At 47.9% G+C, this 19,145-nt stretch carries 22 protein-coding genes, 3 pseudogenes and 1 riboswitch; of the genes and pseudogenes, 20 read left to right on the top strand and 5 right to left on the bottom strand.

What is annotated here, in order from left to right; translation table 11 throughout:
- The first annotated feature begins 1 nt into the window (after nt 1).
- From rplE to rplO, 8 genes and pseudogenes are all read left to right on the top strand, one after another.
- Nucleotides 2-547, top strand: coding sequence for a 50S ribosomal protein L5 (gene rplE / locus RQN30_RS04180; RefSeq protein ID WP_353061760.1), 546 nt, complete (start codon nt 2-4; stop codon nt 545-547).
- Between the two features lie 2 nt (nt 548-549).
- On the top strand, nt 550-735 hold the full coding sequence (locus RQN30_RS04175) for a type Z 30S ribosomal protein S14 (RefSeq protein WP_353061386.1): 186 nt from the start codon (nt 550-552) through the stop codon (nt 733-735).
- A 55-nt stretch (nt 736-790) separates the two neighbouring features.
- Nucleotides 791-1,189: a 30S ribosomal protein S8 gene (rpsH, locus tag RQN30_RS04170; protein WP_353061385.1), complete on the top strand. Its 399-nt coding sequence runs from the start codon at nt 791-793 to the stop codon at nt 1,187-1,189.
- A gap of 19 nt (nt 1,190-1,208) precedes the next feature.
- On the top strand, nt 1,209-1,745 hold the full coding sequence (gene rplF, locus RQN30_RS04165) for a 50S ribosomal protein L6 (protein WP_353061384.1): 537 nt from the start codon (nt 1,209-1,211) through the stop codon (nt 1,743-1,745).
- The gene (rplR, locus tag RQN30_RS04160; protein ID WP_353061383.1) at nt 1,745-2,116 is read left to right on the top strand and encodes a 50S ribosomal protein L18; all 372 of its coding nucleotides are present in this window, start codon (nt 1,745-1,747) and stop codon (nt 2,114-2,116) included. The genes rplF and rplR overlap by 1 nt, the downstream gene beginning before the upstream one ends.
- Nucleotides 2,117-2,137: 21 nt before the next feature.
- A complete protein-coding gene (gene rpsE / locus RQN30_RS04155) occupies nt 2,138-2,830 on the top strand; it encodes a 30S ribosomal protein S5 (RefSeq protein ID WP_353061382.1) in 693 nt (230 codons plus the stop codon).
- A pseudogene (rpmD, locus tag RQN30_RS04150) lies at nt 2,830-3,005 on the top strand (50S ribosomal protein L30). Before rpsE ends, rpmD begins: the two are co-directional and overlap by 1 nt.
- A complete protein-coding gene (gene rplO, locus RQN30_RS04145) occupies nt 3,005-3,481 on the top strand; it encodes a 50S ribosomal protein L15 (protein ID WP_353061381.1) in 477 nt (158 codons plus the stop codon). The pseudogene rpmD and the gene rplO overlap by 1 nt, the downstream one beginning before the upstream one ends.
- Before the next feature lie 437 nt (nt 3,482-3,918).
- Here rplO and RQN30_RS04140 read toward each other — a convergent pair whose 3' ends face one another.
- Nucleotides 3,919-5,994: an MFS transporter gene (locus RQN30_RS04140; protein WP_353061380.1), complete on the bottom strand. Its 2,076-nt coding sequence runs from the start codon at nt 5,992-5,994 to the stop codon at nt 3,919-3,921.
- A gap of 96 nt (nt 5,995-6,090) precedes the next feature.
- Nucleotides 6,091-6,618 carry a MarR family winged helix-turn-helix transcriptional regulator gene (locus RQN30_RS04135; protein WP_353061379.1) on the bottom strand — a complete coding sequence of 176 codons (528 nt, stop codon included), beginning with the start codon at nt 6,616-6,618 and terminating at the stop codon, nt 6,091-6,093.
- 345 nt (nt 6,619-6,963) lie between these two features.
- A riboswitch (Lysine riboswitch) is annotated at nt 6,964-7,131 on the top strand.
- Nucleotides 7,132-7,258: 127 nt separating this feature from the next.
- Between RQN30_RS04135 and RQN30_RS04130 the strand changes: the two genes are divergently transcribed.
- The 12 genes and pseudogenes from RQN30_RS04130 (at nt 7,259) to rplQ (ending at nt 16,640) form a co-directional block, all read left to right on the top strand.
- The gene (locus RQN30_RS04130; protein WP_353061378.1) at nt 7,259-8,044 is read left to right on the top strand and encodes a transporter substrate-binding domain-containing protein; all 786 of its coding nucleotides are present in this window, start codon (nt 7,259-7,261) and stop codon (nt 8,042-8,044) included.
- Nucleotides 8,045-8,169: 125 nt separating this feature from the next.
- Nucleotides 8,170-9,045 carry an amino acid ABC transporter permease gene (locus RQN30_RS04125; RefSeq protein ID WP_353061377.1) on the top strand — a complete coding sequence of 292 codons (876 nt, stop codon included), beginning with the start codon at nt 8,170-8,172 and terminating at the stop codon, nt 9,043-9,045.
- 8 nt (nt 9,046-9,053) lie between these two features.
- Nucleotides 9,054-9,837, top strand: a pseudogene (locus tag RQN30_RS04120) (amino acid ABC transporter ATP-binding protein).
- 344 nt (nt 9,838-10,181) lie between these two features.
- Nucleotides 10,182-11,468, top strand: coding sequence for a preprotein translocase subunit SecY (gene secY / locus RQN30_RS04115; protein WP_353061376.1), 1,287 nt, complete (start codon nt 10,182-10,184; stop codon nt 11,466-11,468).
- A gap of 52 nt (nt 11,469-11,520) precedes the next feature.
- Nucleotides 11,521-12,102, top strand: coding sequence for an adenylate kinase (locus tag RQN30_RS04110; protein WP_353061375.1), 582 nt, complete (start codon nt 11,521-11,523; stop codon nt 12,100-12,102).
- Between the two features lie 154 nt (nt 12,103-12,256).
- Nucleotides 12,257-13,104: pseudogene (map, locus tag RQN30_RS04105) on the top strand (type I methionyl aminopeptidase).
- A gap of 209 nt (nt 13,105-13,313) precedes the next feature.
- Complete coding sequence (gene infA, locus RQN30_RS04100) at nt 13,314-13,535, top strand: translation initiation factor IF-1 (RefSeq protein WP_309957261.1); 222 nt, start codon at nt 13,314-13,316, stop codon at nt 13,533-13,535.
- 159 nt (nt 13,536-13,694) lie between these two features.
- Entirely contained in the window at nt 13,695-13,811 is a 117-nt protein-coding gene (rpmJ, locus tag RQN30_RS04095; RefSeq protein ID WP_124054080.1) for a 50S ribosomal protein L36, read from the top strand.
- Nucleotides 13,812-14,017: 206 nt separating this feature from the next.
- On the top strand, nt 14,018-14,386 hold the full coding sequence (rpsM, locus tag RQN30_RS04090) for a 30S ribosomal protein S13 (protein WP_353061374.1): 369 nt from the start codon (nt 14,018-14,020) through the stop codon (nt 14,384-14,386).
- Between the two features lie 54 nt (nt 14,387-14,440).
- Complete coding sequence (rpsK, locus tag RQN30_RS04085; RefSeq protein WP_353061373.1) at nt 14,441-14,836, top strand: 30S ribosomal protein S11; 396 nt, start codon at nt 14,441-14,443, stop codon at nt 14,834-14,836.
- 223 nt (nt 14,837-15,059) lie between these two features.
- Nucleotides 15,060-16,061 carry a DNA-directed RNA polymerase subunit alpha gene (locus tag RQN30_RS04080; protein WP_353061372.1) on the top strand — a complete coding sequence of 334 codons (1,002 nt, stop codon included), beginning with the start codon at nt 15,060-15,062 and terminating at the stop codon, nt 16,059-16,061.
- 48 nt (nt 16,062-16,109) lie between these two features.
- A complete protein-coding gene (gene rplQ, locus RQN30_RS04075) occupies nt 16,110-16,640 on the top strand; it encodes a 50S ribosomal protein L17 (RefSeq protein ID WP_353061371.1) in 531 nt (176 codons plus the stop codon).
- Nucleotides 16,641-16,797: 157 nt separating this feature from the next.
- Here rplQ and RQN30_RS04070 read toward each other — a convergent pair whose 3' ends face one another.
- The 3 genes from RQN30_RS04070 to RQN30_RS04060 all read right to left on the bottom strand — a co-directional run bounded on the left by RQN30_RS04070 (nt 16,798) and on the right by RQN30_RS04060 (nt 19,144).
- Nucleotides 16,798-17,184 carry a glycerophosphodiester phosphodiesterase family protein gene (locus RQN30_RS04070; RefSeq protein ID WP_353061370.1) on the bottom strand — a complete coding sequence of 129 codons (387 nt, stop codon included), beginning with the start codon at nt 17,182-17,184 and terminating at the stop codon, nt 16,798-16,800.
- Nucleotides 17,166-17,552 (bottom strand): glycerophosphodiester phosphodiesterase family protein, encoded by a 387-nt coding sequence (locus RQN30_RS04065; RefSeq protein ID WP_353061369.1) that lies wholly within the window; start codon nt 17,550-17,552, stop codon nt 17,166-17,168. Before RQN30_RS04065 ends, RQN30_RS04070 begins: the two co-directional genes overlap by 19 nt.
- Before the next feature lie 905 nt (nt 17,553-18,457).
- Complete coding sequence (locus RQN30_RS04060; protein ID WP_353061368.1) at nt 18,458-19,144, bottom strand: ROK family protein; 687 nt, start codon at nt 19,142-19,144, stop codon at nt 18,458-18,460.
- Nucleotide 19,145 lies beyond the last annotated feature (1 nt).

Genomic DNA, 19,145 nt, shown 5'->3' with positions numbered 1-19,145 from the left:
AATTCAGCCGCGTCTCAAGACGAAATATCGTGAGGAAATCACTGGTAAACTGCAGGACGAATTCAAGTACACCAATGTTAATCAGATTGCCGGTCTGGTAAAAATCGTGGTTAACATGGGTGTCGGCGATGCAGCCCGCGATTCGAAAGTAATCGAAGGCGCAGTAGCTGACCTCACTGCAATCACTGGTCAAAAACCGCATGTTACTCGTGCGCGCAAGTCCATTGCACAGTTTAAGCTGCGTGAAGGAATGCCGATTGGCGCACATGCTACGCTTCGCGGCGACCGGATGTGGGAGTTTCTTGACCGTCTGCTTTCAACGGCTCTTCCGCGTATCCGCGATTTCCGTGGTCTTTCCGCTAAACAATTCGACGGAAATGGAAACTACACTTTCGGTCTGACCGAGCAATCAGTGTTCCACGAAATCGATCAGGATAAGATTGACCGTGTGCGCGGTATGGATATTACCGTAGTCACTAGCGCTAAGACTGACGAAGAGGGTCGTGCTTTGCTGCGTCACCTCGGATTCCCATTCAAGGAGGACTGACGATGGCGAAGACTGCTCTGAAAGAAAAGGCAAACCGGAAGCCGAAGTTCGCTGTGCGTGCATATACGCGCTGCCAGCGCTGCGGCCGCCCGCATTCGGTGTATCGCAAGTTCGGTTTGTGCCGTATTTGCCTGCGTGAGATGGCCCATCACGGCGAACTCCCAGGTGTCAAGAAGTCCAGCTGGTAAGAATCTACGTCGTAGGTCTGAACAGGAAACCACGACGAGAAAGGGCTAAAGCCCGATGTCAATGACAGACCCAATTGCAGACATGCTTACACGTCTGCGGAATGCAAATTCAGCATTCCACGAGTCGGTTTCGATGCCGTACTCAAAGATGAAGGCGAATATCGCCGTAATCCTCGAACGTGAGGGTTATATTCAGAATTTCGAAGTTGAAGATGCGAAAGTCGGTAAGACTCTCACCCTCAACTTGAAATTCGGACCGAACCGTGAGCGCGCGCTTGCAGGTTTGCGTCGTATTTCAAAGCCAGGTCTTCGCGTTTATGCGAAGTCGACGAATCTTCCTCAGGTACTCGGTGGTCTCGGTGTGGCAATTTTGTCCACTTCGTCCGGGATGCTCACCGATCGCGAGGCTCGGGAAAAGGGCGTAGGCGGGGAAGTCCTCGCCTACATCTGGTAGCGAAAGGAGAGTTTAGACAATGTCACGTATTGGTAAGCTCCCAATCGTAATTCCTGCGGGTGTGGATGTAAAAATCGAAAATGGTGTGGTTACAGTAAAGGGCCCGAAAGGCGAACTTTCTCAATCCGTTCCAGCTCCAATTTCCGTCGCTGTAGAAGGTAATGAAATATTAGTGACGCGGCCTAACGATGAGCGCGAATCTCGCTCATTACATGGTTTAACTCGCACTCTTATCAACAATAATATTGTTGGTGTAACCGACGGCTACGCTAAAGCAATGGAAATTGTTGGCACTGGTTACCGTGTAGTAGCTAAGGGAAAAGATCTCGAATTTTCTCTTGGATATTCGCATACGATTCTTGTGCAGGCTCCTGAAGGAATTTCCTTCCAGGTGGAGGGCCCAACCAAGTTTACGGTTAACGGTATTTCTAAGCAGCAAGTTGGCGAACTGGCTGCACGTATTCGAAAGCTTCGCAAGCCTGAGCCTTATAAGGGCAAGGGTATTAAGTACGCTGACGAAGTTATCCGCCGCAAGGCTGGAAAGGCTGGTAAGTGATGGCTGTATCATTCAAGGGCAAAGGCAAGTTTGTTGCTCGCGCACGTCGTCATGCACGTCTCCGCAAGCGTATTTTCGGTACTGCGGAACGTCCGCGTCTCGTCGTTACTCGTTCCAACCGGCATATGGTTGCGCAGGTAATCGACGATATCGTTGGCAAAACGCTTGTATCCGCCTCTACTATGGAAGCCGATTTTCGCGCACAGGAAGCGGACAAGGTTGCCAAATCACGCGAGGTCGGTAAGCTTGTTGCAAAGCGCGCACTTGATGCTGGTATCAGTTCCGTCGTGTTTGATCGCGGTGGAAATAAATATCATGGCCGCGTAGCTGCTGTTGCTGATGGCGCACGCGAAGCTGGTTTGACGCTTTAAGGCAAAACGAGAGGAATTACAATGGCTGCAGAGCAGCAAGCACAAAATGGCGGCGAGCGCAAAGAGCGTGAAAACCGTCGTGAAGGTCGTCGTAACGACCGTCGCACCGATCGTCGCGCCGAAGAGAAAAATCCATACATCGAGCGCGTTGTGACGATTAATCGTGTAGCTAAGACCGTGAAAGGCGGCCGCCGGATGTCGTTTACTGCCCTTGTGGTAGTTGGTGACGGCAACGGTACCGTTGGTGTTGGTTACGGCAAGGCAAAGGAAGTGCCGGCAGCAATCGCCAAGGGCACCGAAGATGCAAAGAAGAACTTCTTTAAGGTTCCGCGGATTGGCACCACGATTCCGCATCTCGTACAGGGTGAGGATGCTGCAGGCGTAGTTTTGCTTCGTCCGGCTTCTGCAGGTACTGGTGTTATCGCAGGCGGTCCGGTACGTGCGCTAATGGAGTGCGCAGGTATTCATGATGTGCTGAGCAAGTCGCTCGGATCTTCAAATGCAATCAACATCGTGCGCGGCGCAGTGGCAGCACTCAAGCAGCTCGAACAGCCGGAAGCTGTGGCAGCACGCCGCGGTCTCCCAGTTGATCAGGTTGCCCCAGCCGGAATGCTTCGGAAGCGTGCAGAGCACGAAGCCAAGGAACGCGAAGATGCTGAAATCGCTGCCCAGGTTGCAGAGAATGAAGCAGCTGCGGCAGGAGTTGGTGCATAATGTTGAAGATTACTCAAAAGAAGGGCCTTGTAGGCGCTAAACAGAATCAAAAGACACAATGCGTACGCTTGGTTTGCGTAAGATTCATCAGTCGGTGGTTCGCCCAGATGATTCAGCTACTCGCGGCATGATTCGTACTGTGGCACACCTTGTTACTGTGGAGGAGGTTGACTAATGTCAGAAAAGAAGACCGATTCCGTAGAGGTATTGAAGATTCACGATCTTCGTCCGGCTCCGGGTTCGCATAAGGCACGGACCCGCGTTGGCCGCGGTGAAGGATCAAAAGGTAAGACGGCTGGTCGCGGTACGAAGGGAACAAAGGCTCGCTATCAGGTGCCTTTGGGCTTTGAAGGCGGTCAGATGCCGATGCATATGCGTCTGCCGAAGCTTCGTGGTTTTAAGAATCCGGCTCGTGTTGAATACCAGGTCGTAAACTTGAACAAGCTTGGTGAGCTTTTCCCGGAAGGCGGAGAAGTGACCGTAGTCGATCTCATCGCAAAGGGTGCTGTACGCTCCGGTGAGCTTGTGAAAGTGCTCGGTTCGGGTGAAGTGTCGGCTAAGTTTGATCTAAAGGTAGACGCTTGGTCTGCTTCCGCTCAGGAAAAGATTGAAGCTGCTGGCGGTTCGCTTGTAAAGCGCGACGCTGAATAACACGATTTTATTTGCGTTTGGATCGCTCCAAACGCAATAGAATATTGATAGTGCTCCTCCCTAAATATAAGGGAGGAGCACTATTGTATCTCCAGCTGAATAGGATCTGAGCTAGTTAGTGATTCGCACTATGCGATCATTCGTCTTGGATCTCGCAATATTTACAGTGATGCTTATTTCGATAACGAACAGATAGTATTGTTGCTGTTGCTGTTGCTGTTGCTGTTGCTGTTGCTGGGAACATTTCAGCAAATAAGTGAGCTTAGCGGAGATAAAATTACATGCGCTTTCCCAATTTCGGATTTTAGAATTCGCATCACGGCAACAAATCAATTCTTTCCCGTCATTTTGCCAGATGCCACAAAGGCGGTGGGAGAAATATTCTGCAACTCACCACCGCCTTTATGGCTAAACGAACCGAAATTACTCAGTTGAGTCTATTTTTTCTTTCCCGGAACACCGATCAATAAAATCAGCATTGCCAATGAAGCCAAACCATAGAACCAAAACAGATTTGCGAACCCACGATTTAATGCTAATTGGAAAGTACTCTCAAGTTCAGCGCTATTTTCGCGAATATCAGCAGCATAATTCTTTTGTCCTACGGTAAAAGCATCAGGAAGTGCTGCACTGAGTTCTTCCATCCAAATAATTGTTTGTGCCGTTTCATTCCGCGAATTTTCAAGTTGTGCAATTACGGGAGCAGGTGCTCCCGTAGACTTTAGCTGCACGATCCGGGCATCAATTTGCTTTTGCCCGTTACTGATTTCATGAATACCTTTTGCAATTCCAGCTTGGATCTGCGCAATCTGCGTTGGCAGCTGCTGCTCAAAAATATAATCAGAAACCTGTATGCTGCGCGCAACAATATTCGTCACATCAGCTGTTTGCAATAAAGAAATCAGCTGGTCGGGGAGGACGATTCCATTGTCCGTCGCGGCTTTTCCGGCATTAACAGTGCTCATTTTTACCGGAAAAGTTGTCTGGGTGAAATCAGGTATTGCGAAATCTCCAATTACCTCTGCCATGCGTGGGTCTGCTTTCAATGCCGCGAAACGGTTTTGCAATTCTTGCGCATGTGGAAGTTCACCAATAGATACTGTATCTGGGAGCTCGTCCATCAGCGTATTTTGCAATCCGGAAAGCGAGTTTGCGAGTAAGCCTACCAATATTGCAGGAGCGATCGTGGTGCCGAAAGCCCGCACAAGCGAGAGATTAGCGAGACCACTGGTCGCCTGTGATGCAGGCAGTAAATGCAAAATCAGATAATTCAGTGGAGCGCCAATGATAAAACCGAGTCCTAAGCCCATTAAAATCAAGCACACAATTGCCGAGAAGTATCCAGGATTGGGAGAAGCCCAGTAAATCAAGGCGAGTGCAGCAATTACAGATACTAACGCGCCAAAGCCGATCACAAGGCGTGGACCATATTTATCTGTGAGTTTCCCACTCAAAGGGGCACCCACGCCTGATGCAAGTCCGAGGATAATGACCGGATATCCCCCTGCACCGGCAGCTAAACGCATCGAGTTCTCAGCAAATTGCGGCACAAAAATAATCGCCATCATCGTCATCCCCGAGAGCGCTGCGAGCAGCATCGTTAACGCTACCTGGAATTTCGCAAAATAACGAATATCGATCACGGGGTCGTCAGCTTTTAATTCGCAAATTATGAAGATTGGTGTGAAGACTATGACGGCGAGACTTGCAGCCCAGACATTCGGATCTTGGACGGACTTTATCAGATCAAAGAAATCAAGATGCTGGAATACCCAAAGTAAAGCAAGCACTATTGCGACCATCAAGGTAATCCCTGCGTAGTCGATTTTCTTTGCTGCGCTTGGTGCATCTGCTGGCAATGAGCGAATTCCGAAAACAATCACGAACACAGCGATTGGCACGTTGATATAGAAAATCCATTGCCAGTTATCAATACCGACAATATCGAGAATTGCTGAACCAGCAGAAGCGCCAAAAACGTTTGCGACGCCGTAAACTCCGCCGACAAGCCCAAGCGCCATTCCTTGCTTCGATTTTGGCACAATCGTGCCAATTGCGGCTGTTGCGATTGGCACGATTCCGCCGCCGCCGATCGCCTGCACAACTCGCGAGAATAAGAGCAGCGGGAATGATGCGAGGTTTTGTGCTAGCCCGCATCCAAATGAACCGATCCCAAAGAGCACAATGGAAATCACGTAAAGGCGTTTCTTCCCAAATCTATCAGCTAATTTTCCCATTACTGGAATTGCAGCGGCGTAGGAAAGAGTGTAAATGGTAATCATCCAGATGCCGACGGTTTCGCTGATGCCGAGATTATTTTGGATAACGGTACGTGCAGGGGTGACGATTCCAGTATCGATGGCGCCCATAAAAATTCCCAACAGGTAAAGTGCCATCACCATGACCCAGTTTGCAGGATTTTTTGATGTTTTTTCTCGCTGCTCGTCTATCATATTGACGGATGCCTTACTTTGTGCTGAGTTATTTTGAGTTTTGTTTTCTTTTTGAATCATTTTCAATATTTTCTTTGGTGAGTATTTAATTTTGGTGGCAGTTTTTTAGTTTTGGATGTAATGCTGCTGGTTGGTGGGATTGGGGCAAAATACGCGTTAGTTCGCGCACGATTTGTAAAAAGTTGCAACTTGCCCGTCGTCATAAGGTGCAAGGATATCTGCAATTTCGCGATGCGGTTCAACTGTTTTTACAAATTCACTCCCGATATGTGCACCTAGTTCAGAAAGGATCAGGTAGGAGCGACGTCGGTCTTTCGTGTCTGATGTGCGGCTGAGGTAGCCGGCAGCTTCGAGTTTCTCAGTCAGGTAGCTGACGGCTGCTCGTGAGATGCCAAGTTCCAGCGCAAGTTCAGAGGCGGTGATTGGCTGGTCGGTGAGCTGGGCTTGCCAGACTTTGAGAATCGCATCTGTTTCACGTGTGGTTAGCCCAGTGCTGACGGCATAGCCTGTGAGCATTTTTGTGGCGTGAAGCGCAAGTTTATGAAATTCAAAGATGATGTGATCTTCGAGTTTTTGTCGATGTTGTGTGCGTGGCACTGCTTTTGCTGGTGCTATTGGAGGTGTGTGATCTATGGGGGTGTGATCAGAGTATTCGGTAGTGCCGTCAGTTTGCGGGCCCTTCATATGCATCTCCGTTCTGAAAGTAGGCTGGTGTTACTGATGATCGATAAGTTTTCTGTGTCATTGTGTGCAAGATCTGGATTGTTAGGATGCACAATATTTGCACTGCATAGCGCACTGCAGCGAGTGCCAGCCGCCGGTTGATCAGCTAATCGCGCGCAGATCGGGGAAGCGATTAGTAATTTTGCGACGGCAGGAGCGGAGGTTTCACACCTTGACGGTAGTTAAGTTTATTAACAATTAAATATTTTAATCAAATTGAAAGCTGAGGGAAATTATCGGAAAAATTCTCACTATGTAAAACGGGTTGCTTTTGCCTTGGAAGTATCATAGAGTTGCTTGCAACATAAGCATGATAGAGGCGCGTCCGACATCAGTAGCTTTTCGCGAATGGGATATGCGGAAAGTGAAAGGGGAGGTCGCCGAGAGAATTTGGATGTGGCCCACACTCACAAGTTCTCGGGGTAACGGATAAGATCTGTTGCACTGTCGCGGATGCGGAGAGCTGTCATGGCGCATCGTTGCAAGAGTTTACATCTTTGCAAACAGTATGGAGTCATGTCTGGCATGGCTCCAATTTTCTTTCTGGGGCCAGCTTCAGGCTTATGTATGTTTGAAAGAACGTGAACAGAAAGGGAAAACGATGAGACGAGGATTAGCTGCGATGACTGCCGGAATTCTTGCACTCGGTATTAGCGCATGCAGTGCAACTGGCGGAAATTCTGCTTCCAATGCAAAATCTGGCGGTACTCCAAACGCCTCTGGTCTGATTGCAGACGGTAAATTCACGATTGCAATGGAAGCCGCATATGCTCCATACAATTGGGAGCAGCCGGATAATGCAAATGCTGCGGTGAAAATCGATAATAGCACTGGTTATGCAAATGGCTATGATGTCTTGACGGCGAAAGAAATTGCTGCAGCAAATGGCTGGGAGCTGCATATTGTGAAGCAAGATTGGGATTCGCTGATTCCGGCATTGCAAGCAGGTACGATCGATGCGGTGATTGCAGGTCAATCAATGACGGCTCAGCGCATGGAGGAAGTAGATTTCGCTGGTCCGTATCTTTATGCAAATATTGTGGTGCTCACCAAAGCAGGCTCGCAATTTGCTGATGCGAAAGGCATTTCAGAGCTGAGCGGCGGGAAAGTCACCAGCCAAACCGGTACGATCTGGTATGACACCCTGATTCCGCAAATTCCTGGAGCAAACCGTCTTTCACCGGCTGAAAGTGCGCCCGCGATGCTGATGGCACTGCAGACGGGGCAAGTTGACTATGTGGTAACGGATATGCCGACTGCACAAAGCGCCGTAAATGCCTATCCTGAGATGAAGATTCTCGACTTTAGTGATTCTGCAGATAATTTCAAAGTATCTGATGAAGATATAAATATCGGGATTGCTGTGAAAAAGGAAATACAGCATTAAAAGATACGATCAATAAAGTACTTGCCGGCAAGAGCGCAGCTGATTTCGAGAAACTGATGGTGCAGGCGGTATCGATCGCGCCAGCAAACGAGTAAGCGCAACGAAACGAAATAGGGCAGAAGCAGATGTTACTCCAACTTTGGCAAGATATTTTCGAGTTGCTAAATGATTATGGCGGCACATATCTTTCCGGCATGTTAAACACTTTGATCCTCGCGGTGGTAGCCACATTTTTCGGATGCGCGATTGGTTTTGTTTGCGGTATTTTGCAGACGATTCCCAGCTCGGAAAATGATGCTCTCGCCAAGCGCATCTTATTGGCACTGATTCGTGTGATCATTCGGATTTACGTGGAAGTTTTCCGCGGGACTCCAATGATTTTGCAGGCGGTTTTCATTTTCTACGGCCTACCCTATTTCACGAATAACGCGTTCCAGTTTTCCAGCCTTTGGGGAGTGTCGATCTTTGTAGTTTCAATCAACACTGGCGCATATATTTCCGAATCAGTGCGCGGCGGGATCATCTCAGTGGATCCAGGGCAGACGGAGGGTGCGCGTGCCATTGGGATGAACCATTTCCAGACGATGCGATACGTGATATTACCGCAGGCACTTCGCAATCTATTGCCGCAAATCGGGAATAATTTCATCATCAATATCAAAGATACTTCAGTGATGTTTATTATCGGTTTTGCTGATTTCTTCTCCGTCCACAAGATGGTTTCGGGTGCGATTTTTAAATACTTCCCGTCAGCTACGATTGAGATGTTTGGGTATCTTACGCTGACGCTGATCTCGTCGTTCTTATTGCGTGCTTTGGAACGCCGTCTCGACGGTGCTGACGCGTATGAAATCGCACCTGGGAAAGTGAATGCCGGCAGCGGAAACTTACATCAAGATGGTGCGCAAGGATACGATTTGGTAAACCAGGATCAGCTTGTAATGGCAGCAGGGAACTATACCTATCCGAAGCCGCGCAAAGGGCAGAAAGGAGTGCTTTGATGGAAACAATGCAGCCGGTTGGAGAACCTCAGGGAAGTGCAGAAGCGCAGCTGATTGCACCGAATTCACCGATCATTGAAGTACGGCATCTGTCAAAGAGTTTCGGTCGGCATGAGGTGCTGAAGGATATAGATTTTGCCGTTTATCCTGGCGATGTGACGAGTATTATTGGGGCTTCAGGTTCGGGTAAAAGCACTTTGCTGCGCTGCATTAATTTACTGGAATCGGCCACCTCGGGCGAGATTCTTTTCACGGGAAAAATGTGCGTGATCGCGCGGTGAGCCCAAGCAGCTACCGGTCAAAGGTCGGGATGGTTTTCCAGAGCTTTAATCTCTTTAATAATATGACGATTTTGCAAAATTGCATGATTGGGCAAGAGAAGGTTTTGGGCCGGAGCAAAGCTGAGGCAAAAGAAAAAGCATTGCATTATCTTGAAAAAGTTGGCATGCTGCCATACATAAATGCGAAGCCGCGGCAAATTTCCGGCGGGCAGAAGCAACGTGTGGCAATTTCGCGAGCTTTGGCGATGGATCCGGAAGTATTGCTTTTTGACGAACCTACTTCGGCTCTCGATCCGGAAATGGTAGGTGAAGTGATTCAGGTGATGTCACAGCTTGCCGCAGAAGGCATGACGATGCTGGTAGTAACGCATGAGATGGCTTTTGCTCGGACTGTGAGTAAGAATGTGGTCTTTATGGCTGACGGTGTGATTGCCGAACAGGGCTCTCCGGAGCAGATTTTTCGCATCCGCGCCGTGAGCGGACGCGAGAATTTCTTCAGCGTTATCTTTAGGCAGCGCCTAAAACATTTCATATTCGAAAAACAAGGCGAAATTCGATAAAAACCGAATGTTTGATAATTTCTGCAGAATTTGAGACATCTCTCTTTAATTTATGTTGTAATTTTGCCTATACTTGGGGGTATAATCCTTAAATGGTATACACTCTCTCGGTACTGCCATGCAGTTTTCCGGATGTATACAGGCGATTTCTTTTTAATCTTGGAATTTAAATTTTCAGATTTTGGGAAGCAGCGGTTCTGCCGCAATCGCGCAAGCTCTTTGCCCGTCAAAAAGACGGTCACGCACGTCACCACGCTGCAATAACGCCGCGGTGACCTGATTGGGAGGAAAACTCTTGCTGAAAGCACTGGGATCTGCATTCCGCACTCCAGATCTTCGCCGTAAGTTACTCTTCACGATGATGATCATGGCGCTCTACCGTCTCGGTACATACGTGCCAGCTCCATTTGTCTCGTACCAAAATATTCGTACTTGCTTGGATCAGCAAAGCGGCGCAGATTTACTCACGATGATGAATATGTTTGCCGGCGGCGGTTTACTGAAACTCTCAATCTTCGCTTTGGGGATTATGCCGTACATTACCGCGTCAATTATTATCCAATTAATGCGGGTAGTGATTCCGCGGTTTGAAGAGCTGCACAAAGAAGGCCAATCAGGCACTGCAAAACTCACTGAGTACACGCGGTATCTTACGATTTTCCTCGCTATTTTGCAGTCAGCTGTGATTGTCTCGGTAGCAAATAGTCAGCTTTTCCCAGCTTGTACCGTCGATCCGATTCCGCAAGACGGCGTGTTCGTACGAATTTTGACGATTCTGGCGATGACAGCCGGTACCGGTTTAGTGATGTGGCTCGCAGAGCTGATTACTGAGCGCGGTGTAGGTAATGGAATGTCCTTGCTCATCTTTACCGGCATTGCCGCATCTTTCCCAACCTTGTTGGGCACTATTTCACAGTCTGCAGGCGGCTGGGGATATGTGGCAATCACCGTCGTAATGTTCCTTGCAATCACGCTCGTGGTAGTTTTTGTGGAGCAGTCACAGCGCCGGATTCCAGTGCAGTATGCAAAGCGGGTAGTTGGCCGCCGTACTTACGGCGGAACGTCCACGTACATTCCAATCAAGATTAATATGGCAAATGTGATTCCGGTTATTTTTGCTTCGTCGATCCTTTCATTGCCGCAGATGATTTCACGTTTCGGTGATCCAAATGCAGGATGGGTGCAATGGCTGAATACAAACTTCAGCTGGAATTCCATCTGGTATATGCTCGCTTATGCACTGCTGATTGTTTTCTTCGCGTTTTTCTATACTTCGATTACATTTAATCCGGAAGAAATCGCTGACAATATGAAACGCTATGGCGGTTTTATCCCCGGAATCCGTGCCGGGCAGCCTACAGCAGATTATTTACGTTACGTGATTAACCGAATAAATTGGGTTGGCGCGCTGTATCTTGCGATTATTGCGTTGATTCCGCATATTGTGTTCACGCAACTAGGTATTCAGTCCGCTTCCTTCGGCGGAACTTCGATTATCATTCTTGTGGGCGTTGGTCTTCAGACAGTTAAGGATATCGACGCGCAGCTGCAGCAACGTCACTACGAAGGTTTCCTCCGCTAGTCGCTTGGTGCGGTTTAACGGATAACAGGCAACTTTATAGGGGCGAAGAAAAGTGAAAGCACGATTGATTATGGTTGGTCCGCCAGGAGCGGGCAAAGGGACGCAGGCGAAAGTTTTAGCTGAAAAGTTGGGTGTCCCAACAATCTCCACTGGATCAATTTTCCGCACTCACATTTCGGAAGGTACCGAATTAGGGAAGATTGCAGCATCGTATATTGACGGCGGAAATCTTGTTCCGGATGAGGTTACTGATGCGCTGGTAAAAGATCGGCTTTCGCAAGCTGATGTGAAAGCCGGATTTATTCTCGATGGTTATCCGCGTAATGTGCATCAGGTTGCAGCACTAGACAAAATCCTTACCGAATTGGGTGTTTCCCTGGACGGCGTGATTGAACTCGCGATTCCGGATGAAGCGATTGTTGGACGGCTGCTGCATCGTGCAGAGATTGAAAACCGTGTCGATGACACTGAAGAAGTCATTCGGCACCGCATCGAAGTTTATCATCAAGAGACAGCTCCGCTGATTGATATCTACCAAGAACGCGGACTGCTTTTGAACGTCGACGGTACTGGAACAATTGCGGAAGTTCTTGCAAGTCTTGTAAATTCCGTGCATGAATTTCTGAATCGCTAACTATTGTATGGTGGCGTCTTGAAGTAAGAGTCTTCAAGACGCCATTTTTCACATTAAATCCGATTTCGGAAAATTTTGGTGAAATTCGATCACAAATACGAATTGAAATACGAATTGAAAAGTATTGCGGAGCTTAAAGGAGAATCTAAGTAATATGGCAATTTTTAGCCGCGAGCAAATTGAATACAAGAGTGACAGTGAAATTTTAAAAATTCGGCAGGCAGGACTCGTTGTTGCCGAAATTCACAAGGCTTTACGCGCGGCAATTCGGCCGGGAATTACAACTCGGGAACTTGATCAAATAGCGCTTGAAACACTGAAAGCTAATAATGCGAAATCGAATTTTTATGGTTACTATGATTATCCCGGGCAAACCTGTATTTCGGTAAATGAAACAATCGTGCATGGGATTCCGGGGATCGGGTGATTCAACCGGGTGACATCGTATCGCTGGATTGCGGTGCAGTCGTCGACGGCTGGCATGGCGACGCATGTATCACTGTAGTTGTGCCGGGCGGGGATGCCGAAAAGACTGTTGCGCGGGAGCGGCTTTCGGAAATCACCCGCGAATCAATGTGGCGCGGAATTGCGGCGATGGCGGCCGGAAAACGTGTGAGCGATATCGGAAATGCGATTGACGATTATGTGTGTACATTTTCGGAAAATGAGCGTCCAGATATTGTCTTGGATTTTACTGGTCACGGCATTGGATCAAAAATGCATATGGAACCGACAGTCCTGAACTTCCGGACCAACCGGCGCGGACCTAAACTAAAGCCCGGAATGGTGCTTTGTATTGAGCCGATTCTTGTTGCCGGCAATCAGAAAAACCGCACACTGGATGACGGCTGGACGGTTATTACTGCCGACGGCAGTGATGCTTGCCATTGGGAGCATGAAGTTGCGCTGCATTCAAACGGGATTTGGGTGCTTACAGAGCCGGATGGCGGGATAAAAGAACTTGCAAAGTACGGTATTACGCCGGTACCGCTCAGTGTTTGACAGTTTTGATTTGCGGGTTTAAATATTTCACTCAACAATAAGTAGAGTGACTAGTTACACTATATTATATCTTCCGTAATGCTTTTTAATTAGCGTAGACTTGTTGTTTGGTATCATGCGTCTTGACGTGTTTTATCAGCGAAATTCGGCGTTGATGAAAATCAATAAAGAGTTTCAGAAGTTGCAAGAAACCGAAGTAAGCGGGGAAAATGGCTAAAAAAGAAGGCGTCATCGAAGTAGAAGGCACCGTTGTTGAAGCGAAGCCGAACGCAATGTTTACTGTTGAGCTGGATAACGGGCATATGGTGCTCGGATACATCTCGGGGAAAATGCGTCAGCACTACATCAAGATCCTTCCGAACGACCGTGTGGTTGTGGAGCTAACACCTTATGATTTGACGCGCGGTCGAATTACTTATCGCTATAAGTAGCAGTACCAACTTGTTTCATATTTTATGAGATGAGTTAAACGCTGAAAATATTGGGAATCGAAACTTGTTTGTTTCGGCAAAGCAAAAGTAAGAAATTAACTAACGAGAGATGCTGCTTTGGATACGGTAACGAATCCGAGCGGCAGAGGAAAAGACACTATGAAGGTCAAGCCAAGCGTGAAGCGGATTTGCGAAAACTGCAAAATTATCCGTCGGCACGGCCGTGTGATGGTCATTTGTGACTCTAATCCGCGGCACAAGCAGCGCCAGGGCTAATCCTGGAATTCCAGACGCAAGTCTTTCCGGCTAAACACTAGATCGGTAAGTCATCAAGGCGGATGGGATGAAGTAAAAACACTGTTAGCACATGCGTGCAACCCACAGGCCGAGGGCTGTGGCTGAGTAAATGCGGATGTATTGATAACATCGCTCAGAAAACAGTGTTCCACACCTTCGGAATTACTAAATAGGAGCCAATTAGCATGGCACGTCTATCTGGCGTTGATTTGCCCCGTGAAAAGCGGGTCGAAGTCGCGCTTACTTACATTTTTGGAATCGGCCGCACACGCGCTCAGGAAACACTTGCCGCAACTGGTGTAAATCCAGATACGCGCGTGAAAGATCTTACTGAAGACGATTTGGTTAAGCTAAAAGCACATATCGATGAAAACTACAAGGTAGAAGGCGATTTGCGGCGCGAAATTCAAGCTGATATTCGCCGGAAGATTGAAATCGGCAGTTATCAGGGTCTGCGCCACCGTCGCGGTTTGCCAGTACACGGTCAGCGTACGAAGACGAACGCACGCACCCGTAAAGGGCCAAAGCGTACCGTTGCAGGTAAGAAGAAGTAAAATAAGTAGTTTGCGCTGCAAGCGTGAATCGACGATAGATTTCAGGAGATTTAAATGCCACCAAAGACACAGACGCGTCGCCCGCGTCGTACTGTGCGCAAAAATATCGCTGTAGGTCAGGCACATATCAAGTCCACCTTCAATAACACCATCGTTTCAATCACTGATCCGAAAGGTGAAGTGATTGCAGCTTGTTCATCCGGTCAAGTTGGTTTCAAGGGTTCTCGTAAATCCACCCCGTATGCTGCACAGCTTGCTGCGGAAAACGCTGCCCGTCGTGCGATGGATCATGGAATGAAAAAGGTTGATGTCTTCGTGAAAGGTCCGGGTTCGGGCCGCGAGACCGCAATTCGTTCCTTGACAGCTTCCGGTCTGGAAGTCACCTCGATTTCGGATGTGACTCCGCAGGCTCATAATGGCTGCCGTCCGCCGAAGCGCCGCCGCGTTTGATTCTCGGGGCGTCAAGCCCTTTCCGGTGCGGAACTTAGCTGTAACAACAGCACAATCGGTATAACAGCTGAAAATATACAGTAAGGCACAGTATTTAACACCTTGCGGATTTTCGCTTCGATACCGTTCTGTGAGTTTCGCTCAAACTTCCGCTGGCAGATATTATGCCGGCTAGGAATCAAAATGGCGTCATATAGTGGGCGCCAATGAAAGGAAAGAAATAGTGATCATCGAACAGCGTCCTGTTCTTACCGAGGAGAAGCTATCCGATACCCGCTCACGTTTCACTTTAAATCCGCTTGAGCCAGGTTTTGGTTACACTCTTGGAAATTCGCTGCGTCGAACGCTGCTGAGCTCGATTCCCGGATCGGCAGTTACCTCGATCCATATCGACGGTGTGCTTCATGAGTTCTCCACTATTGAAGGCTGCAAAGAAGATGTAGCTGAGATTATTTTGAATCTGAAGGATCTTGTAGTTACTTCAGAACATGACGAACCTGTACTGATGTACTTGCGGAAGCAAGGGCCAGGTGAAGTTCTTGCGTCGGATATTACTCCGCCGTCCGGAGTGGAAATCCACAATCCTGATCTCGTGATTGCAACGCTCAACGAAAAGGGCAAGATTGAGGTTGATTTGACTGTTGAACGCGGCCGCGGCTACGTTTCGGCACAGCAAAACAATTCTCCAGATTACGAGATTGGCCGTATTGCTGTAGATTCAATTTACTCTCCAGTGGTTAAGGTTTCATACAAGGTAGAAGCCACCCGTGTGGGGCAGCGTACGGATTTCGACAAGCTCATTGTTGATGTTGAGACCAAGGAGTCAATGGCTCCGCGTGATGCGTTTGCATCTGCTGGAAAGACTCTTGTTGAGCTCTTTGGTTTATGTACTGAATTAAACGAGGAGGTCGAAGGGCTTGAACTGAAGGAAGCTCCAGTGCAAGAACAGCAGTCATCGGATTTGCAGCGTCCAATTACCGTATTGAATTTGCCGGCACGTTCGCAGAATTGTTTGCAGCGCGAAGGGATTCATACGCTGGGCGAATTAGTACTCCGTTCGGAAGCGGATTTGCTTGATATCCGGAACTTCGGTGCAAAGTCGATTGAAGACGTGAAAGACGAACTTGCAAAGTACGATCTTCGTCTGAAGGATTCGCCAGCCGGTTTTATTTCTGGTTTGGGAGACGACAACTACCCGATGACTTTCAGTGACGACCTGCAGTAACGAATTTCGATTCGAAAGCTGTGTAAAGACTTTTATTAGGAGATAAAAATGCCTAAGCCCACTAAGGGTGCGCGTCTGGGCGGCTCCCCAGCGCATGAGCGTCTAATTATTGCAAACCTTTGCAAACAGCTCATTCTTAACGAGTCTATTGTGACCACCGAAGCTAAGGCGAAGCGTGTTCGTCCTTACGTTGAAAAGCTAATCACGAAGGCAAAGAAGGGCGATACGCACAATCGGCGTCTTGCGCTTTCTGTTTTACGCGATCGGGAAGCAGCATATGTGCTTTTTGAAGAACTCGCTCCAAAATTTGCAGATCGCGACGGCGGATATACCCGTATTGTGAAACTTCCAAACCGCAAGGGCGATAATGCACCGCAGGCAGAGATTTCGCTTGTGCTTGAAGCTGTATCGGCAAAACCGAAGCCAAAGCAGGATGCAGAACCTGCTGCAGCTGTGCAGGAAGAGCCAGCAGCTGCGGAAGAAACAACGCCAGCTGCAGCCGAAACTGAAGTTGAATCCGAGGCAGCCGAAATGGAAGCTGAAGCTGCGGAAGAGGTAAGTGAAGCAGCAGCGAAGTAAAGTTTCGCTTTTAATAACAGCAAATTTTGCGGGAGAGTCCGTTTGGGCACTCCCGCAAAATTTTATTCAGTTTCGAGTTCGATGGGGCAAATTTCCCTTGTGCCGTACCAGCAAATAATTACGTGGGTAAAAATCTAATCCAACTATTACGAGATTTTCACTGTACGGATTTTGCACCGGAAATTGTTTTCAGCTCATGTGCGATATTTGAAATGATTCCGTCGACACCCCAATTTGCAAGCTGATTTGCGCGGTTACGGTCATTTACCGTCCAAGTGTTGATACCGAATCCTGCGCTGTGGCAGAGCGCCACCCGCTGTGCAGTCAAATCAGCTTCATGGGGATGAATATATGCTGCTCCGACAAGTTCAAGCACACTCTTCCAATCAGGTCGGAGCATTCCTTGTTCATAAAGACAACCGACCGGAAGTTTTGGTGCGCGCTGTTTAAATTTTTCTAAAAGCACATGATTAAAAGAGGACACAATTATTTCGCGCTTTGGATCAAGCCTTTCCAGTTCTGTAATCACTGCTTCAATGAGCACCAGTGTTTGTTTTTCCCTTGTTCATTTGACTTGATTTCAATGTTTGCATTGAGCTGATACTTGTTCATGAAATCAATTAAACCGCTTAGCGTCGGCAGCGGTTCGCCGATGAAATCTGCAGAAAACCAGCTGCCGGTATCAATCGTCGGAATATCTGCTGCGGTCAAATCGTAATAGCTGCCGGAGCGGTTTGTTGTCCGATCGAGACTTGAATCATGAATAATAATCGGAGTGCCGTCGCCAAGAATATCGATATCAGTTTCAATCCAGTTAATGCCGTGTTTTACCGCGGCATAAAAAGCAGAAAACGTATTTTCCGGAGCTAATGTGTTTAACCCGCGATGGGCAATGAGCTGGCAGTTTGGCATGTTTTTCCTTATCGAATGGCGATTTGTTTTTTTGGAGGTTGGGAAGATATCTAACGCACTGTGCAGGAAGCATGATGCAGGAAACACGGCGCAGGATTGGAAATCTGATAAGAGTGAAATAAACCAAATTCCGAAGCAGCTAGCAGATGCTGCCGGATTTCCTGATTTGTATCGCAGCAATGTGCGGAACGTTTAAATTCTAGCGCGGTTTTCTACCTGATGATATTGCAAAATTTAAGACGATAAAAAACAACGCCTGCCCGAAAATACAAATCTTTTGCGATATTCAAAAAACGGCGGTGCGTGAACGGATATATCTACCTGCCCACACACCGAAAAGGATTCGTTTTTTCACCGTTATTTATCTCTGCAGTTTCCACCGCCAAATTTAGCGGTGAGATAATCAATCGCCGATATGTTGAAAAACACACAACAAACAAACCAAAATATTTTCAATATAACGACGCAGCGATTAACTGCCGGGAAACAGCACGCCGTCAATCTTCTTCGATTTCTGATCGTGTCTGCCAGTATCAAGTGTAGCGGAGTAAATGCGGTGAAAATCAGCCAAAGGTCATAATAATGTTTTTTGGCGGTGAGTTTTCGAAATTTATTTTCTGCCGGAAGCTATAAAAGTAAAATATCCGGAAACGAATTTTATTTTCGGCAGATAAATCCTGGCGCAAAAAGTGCAAATCTTTCCCGAAAACCGGGACTCAATTATTGAACCGGGAATCAAATACTGATTCTAATTTTTCGGAAGCATTTTAATTGTCTGGCCTATTTCCGATCTGTCCTATTTCCAGACAGCAACGCCGCCAGTGGTGCCGGCAGAATTTTCAATGAAAATGATTGATCCCTGTCCGGCAGTTTCGGCAGCTAAACGGTTAATTTCGGTCTGTGTATTAACCGTAATCAGCGGAGTATTTCCCCGCCGAGATAAAGCTGATCCCAGCGGAATACGGGCCAAAGAGACTGTAAAGCGGCAAGTACCTCGGCTGACCATTTCTCGTCACCCAAAATAACTCGTGATTCTTGACCGATAGCTTCATCAAAAGTTTGATTAGTACGGAACGGGGCATGAGAAAATTCGAGGTGCGGAGCAAGCTCGCCGTCGACGAAAAAGCACACCCAAGCCCGGTACCAAGTGTCAGCACCAGTTCATTTCCGATACCGCGAATTACTGCGTATGCCGCTACTTCAGCATCGTTCAAAACTTTGCATGGAACTGAGAAATGTGCGCCAAATTTGCGGGCTAAATTTAATCCGTTCCAGAGTGCGGCAAGACGGGGATTAATGCTGGTGTGCGGTCCGCCGTCGCGAATATAATGCGGGGTATAAGTTATTACACCTTGGCGAATCACTCCGGGCATCCCGACGGTAATGCGTTGGAACGGCAGCTGGTGATGCGCAGTCTGAGTTTCGATAATCTCACGCAAATCATCCGGGGTAAAAGGGTAATTCACTTCGGTCCGGATTGATTTGCTGATCACGCCTCCTTGCCGGTCAAGGATCGCACTTTTGATGCCGCCGCCGCCGCAGTCTACAGTCAGAGTGTTGCAGGGCTTGCGGAGAGACTCAAGACGAGCCATG

Source organism: Arcanobacterium hippocoleae, assembly GCF_040360365.1.
In the GTDB taxonomy this organism is placed as follows: domain Bacteria; phylum Actinomycetota; class Actinomycetes; order Actinomycetales; family Actinomycetaceae; genus Arcanobacterium_A; species Arcanobacterium_A hippocoleae_A.
This window is presented reverse-complemented; position numbering and strand designations above follow the sequence as displayed.

What these genes read in the sequence shown, in the direction of transcription:
- infA (WP_309957261.1), top strand. Translation starts at nt 13,314, where the DNA reads ATGGCTAAAAAAGAAGGCGTCATCGAAGTAGAAGGCACCGTTGTTGAA.
- rplQ (WP_353061371.1), top strand. Translation starts at nt 16,110, where the DNA reads ATGCCTAAGCCCACTAAGGGTGCGCGTCTGGGCGGCTCCCCAGCGCAT.
- rpsK (WP_353061373.1), top strand. Translation starts at nt 14,441, where the DNA reads ATGCCACCAAAGACACAGACGCGTCGCCCGCGTCGTACTGTGCGCAAA.
- RQN30_RS04130 (WP_353061378.1), top strand. Translation starts at nt 7,259, where the DNA reads ATGAGACGAGGATTAGCTGCGATGACTGCCGGAATTCTTGCACTCGGT.
- RQN30_RS04175 (WP_353061386.1), top strand. Translation starts at nt 550, where the DNA reads ATGGCGAAGACTGCTCTGAAAGAAAAGGCAAACCGGAAGCCGAAGTTC.
- RQN30_RS04135 (WP_353061379.1), bottom strand. Translation starts at nt 6,618, where the DNA reads ATGAAGGGCCCGCAAACTGACGGCACTACCGAATACTCTGATCACACC.
- RQN30_RS04125 (WP_353061377.1), top strand. Translation starts at nt 8,170, where the DNA reads ATGTTACTCCAACTTTGGCAAGATATTTTCGAGTTGCTAAATGATTAT.
- rpmJ (WP_124054080.1), top strand. Translation starts at nt 13,695, where the DNA reads ATGAAGGTCAAGCCAAGCGTGAAGCGGATTTGCGAAAACTGCAAAATT.
- rplF (WP_353061384.1), top strand. Translation starts at nt 1,209, where the DNA reads ATGTCACGTATTGGTAAGCTCCCAATCGTAATTCCTGCGGGTGTGGAT.
- RQN30_RS04060 (WP_353061368.1), bottom strand. Translation starts at nt 19,144, where the DNA reads ATGGCTCGTCTTGAGTCTCTCCGCAAGCCCTGCAACACTCTGACTGTA.
- rplO (WP_353061381.1), top strand. Translation starts at nt 3,005, where the DNA reads ATGTCAGAAAAGAAGACCGATTCCGTAGAGGTATTGAAGATTCACGAT.
- RQN30_RS04065 (WP_353061369.1), bottom strand. Translation starts at nt 17,552, where the DNA reads ATGCCAAACTGCCAGCTCATTGCCCATCGCGGGTTAAACACATTAGCT.
- rplR (WP_353061383.1), top strand. Translation starts at nt 1,745, where the DNA reads ATGGCTGTATCATTCAAGGGCAAAGGCAAGTTTGTTGCTCGCGCACGT.
- rpsE (WP_353061382.1), top strand. Translation starts at nt 2,138, where the DNA reads ATGGCTGCAGAGCAGCAAGCACAAAATGGCGGCGAGCGCAAAGAGCGT.
- rpsM (WP_353061374.1), top strand. Translation starts at nt 14,018, where the DNA reads ATGGCACGTCTATCTGGCGTTGATTTGCCCCGTGAAAAGCGGGTCGAA.
- rpsH (WP_353061385.1), top strand. Translation starts at nt 791, where the DNA reads ATGTCAATGACAGACCCAATTGCAGACATGCTTACACGTCTGCGGAAT.
- RQN30_RS04140 (WP_353061380.1), bottom strand. Translation starts at nt 5,994, where the DNA reads ATGATTCAAAAAGAAAACAAAACTCAAAATAACTCAGCACAAAGTAAG.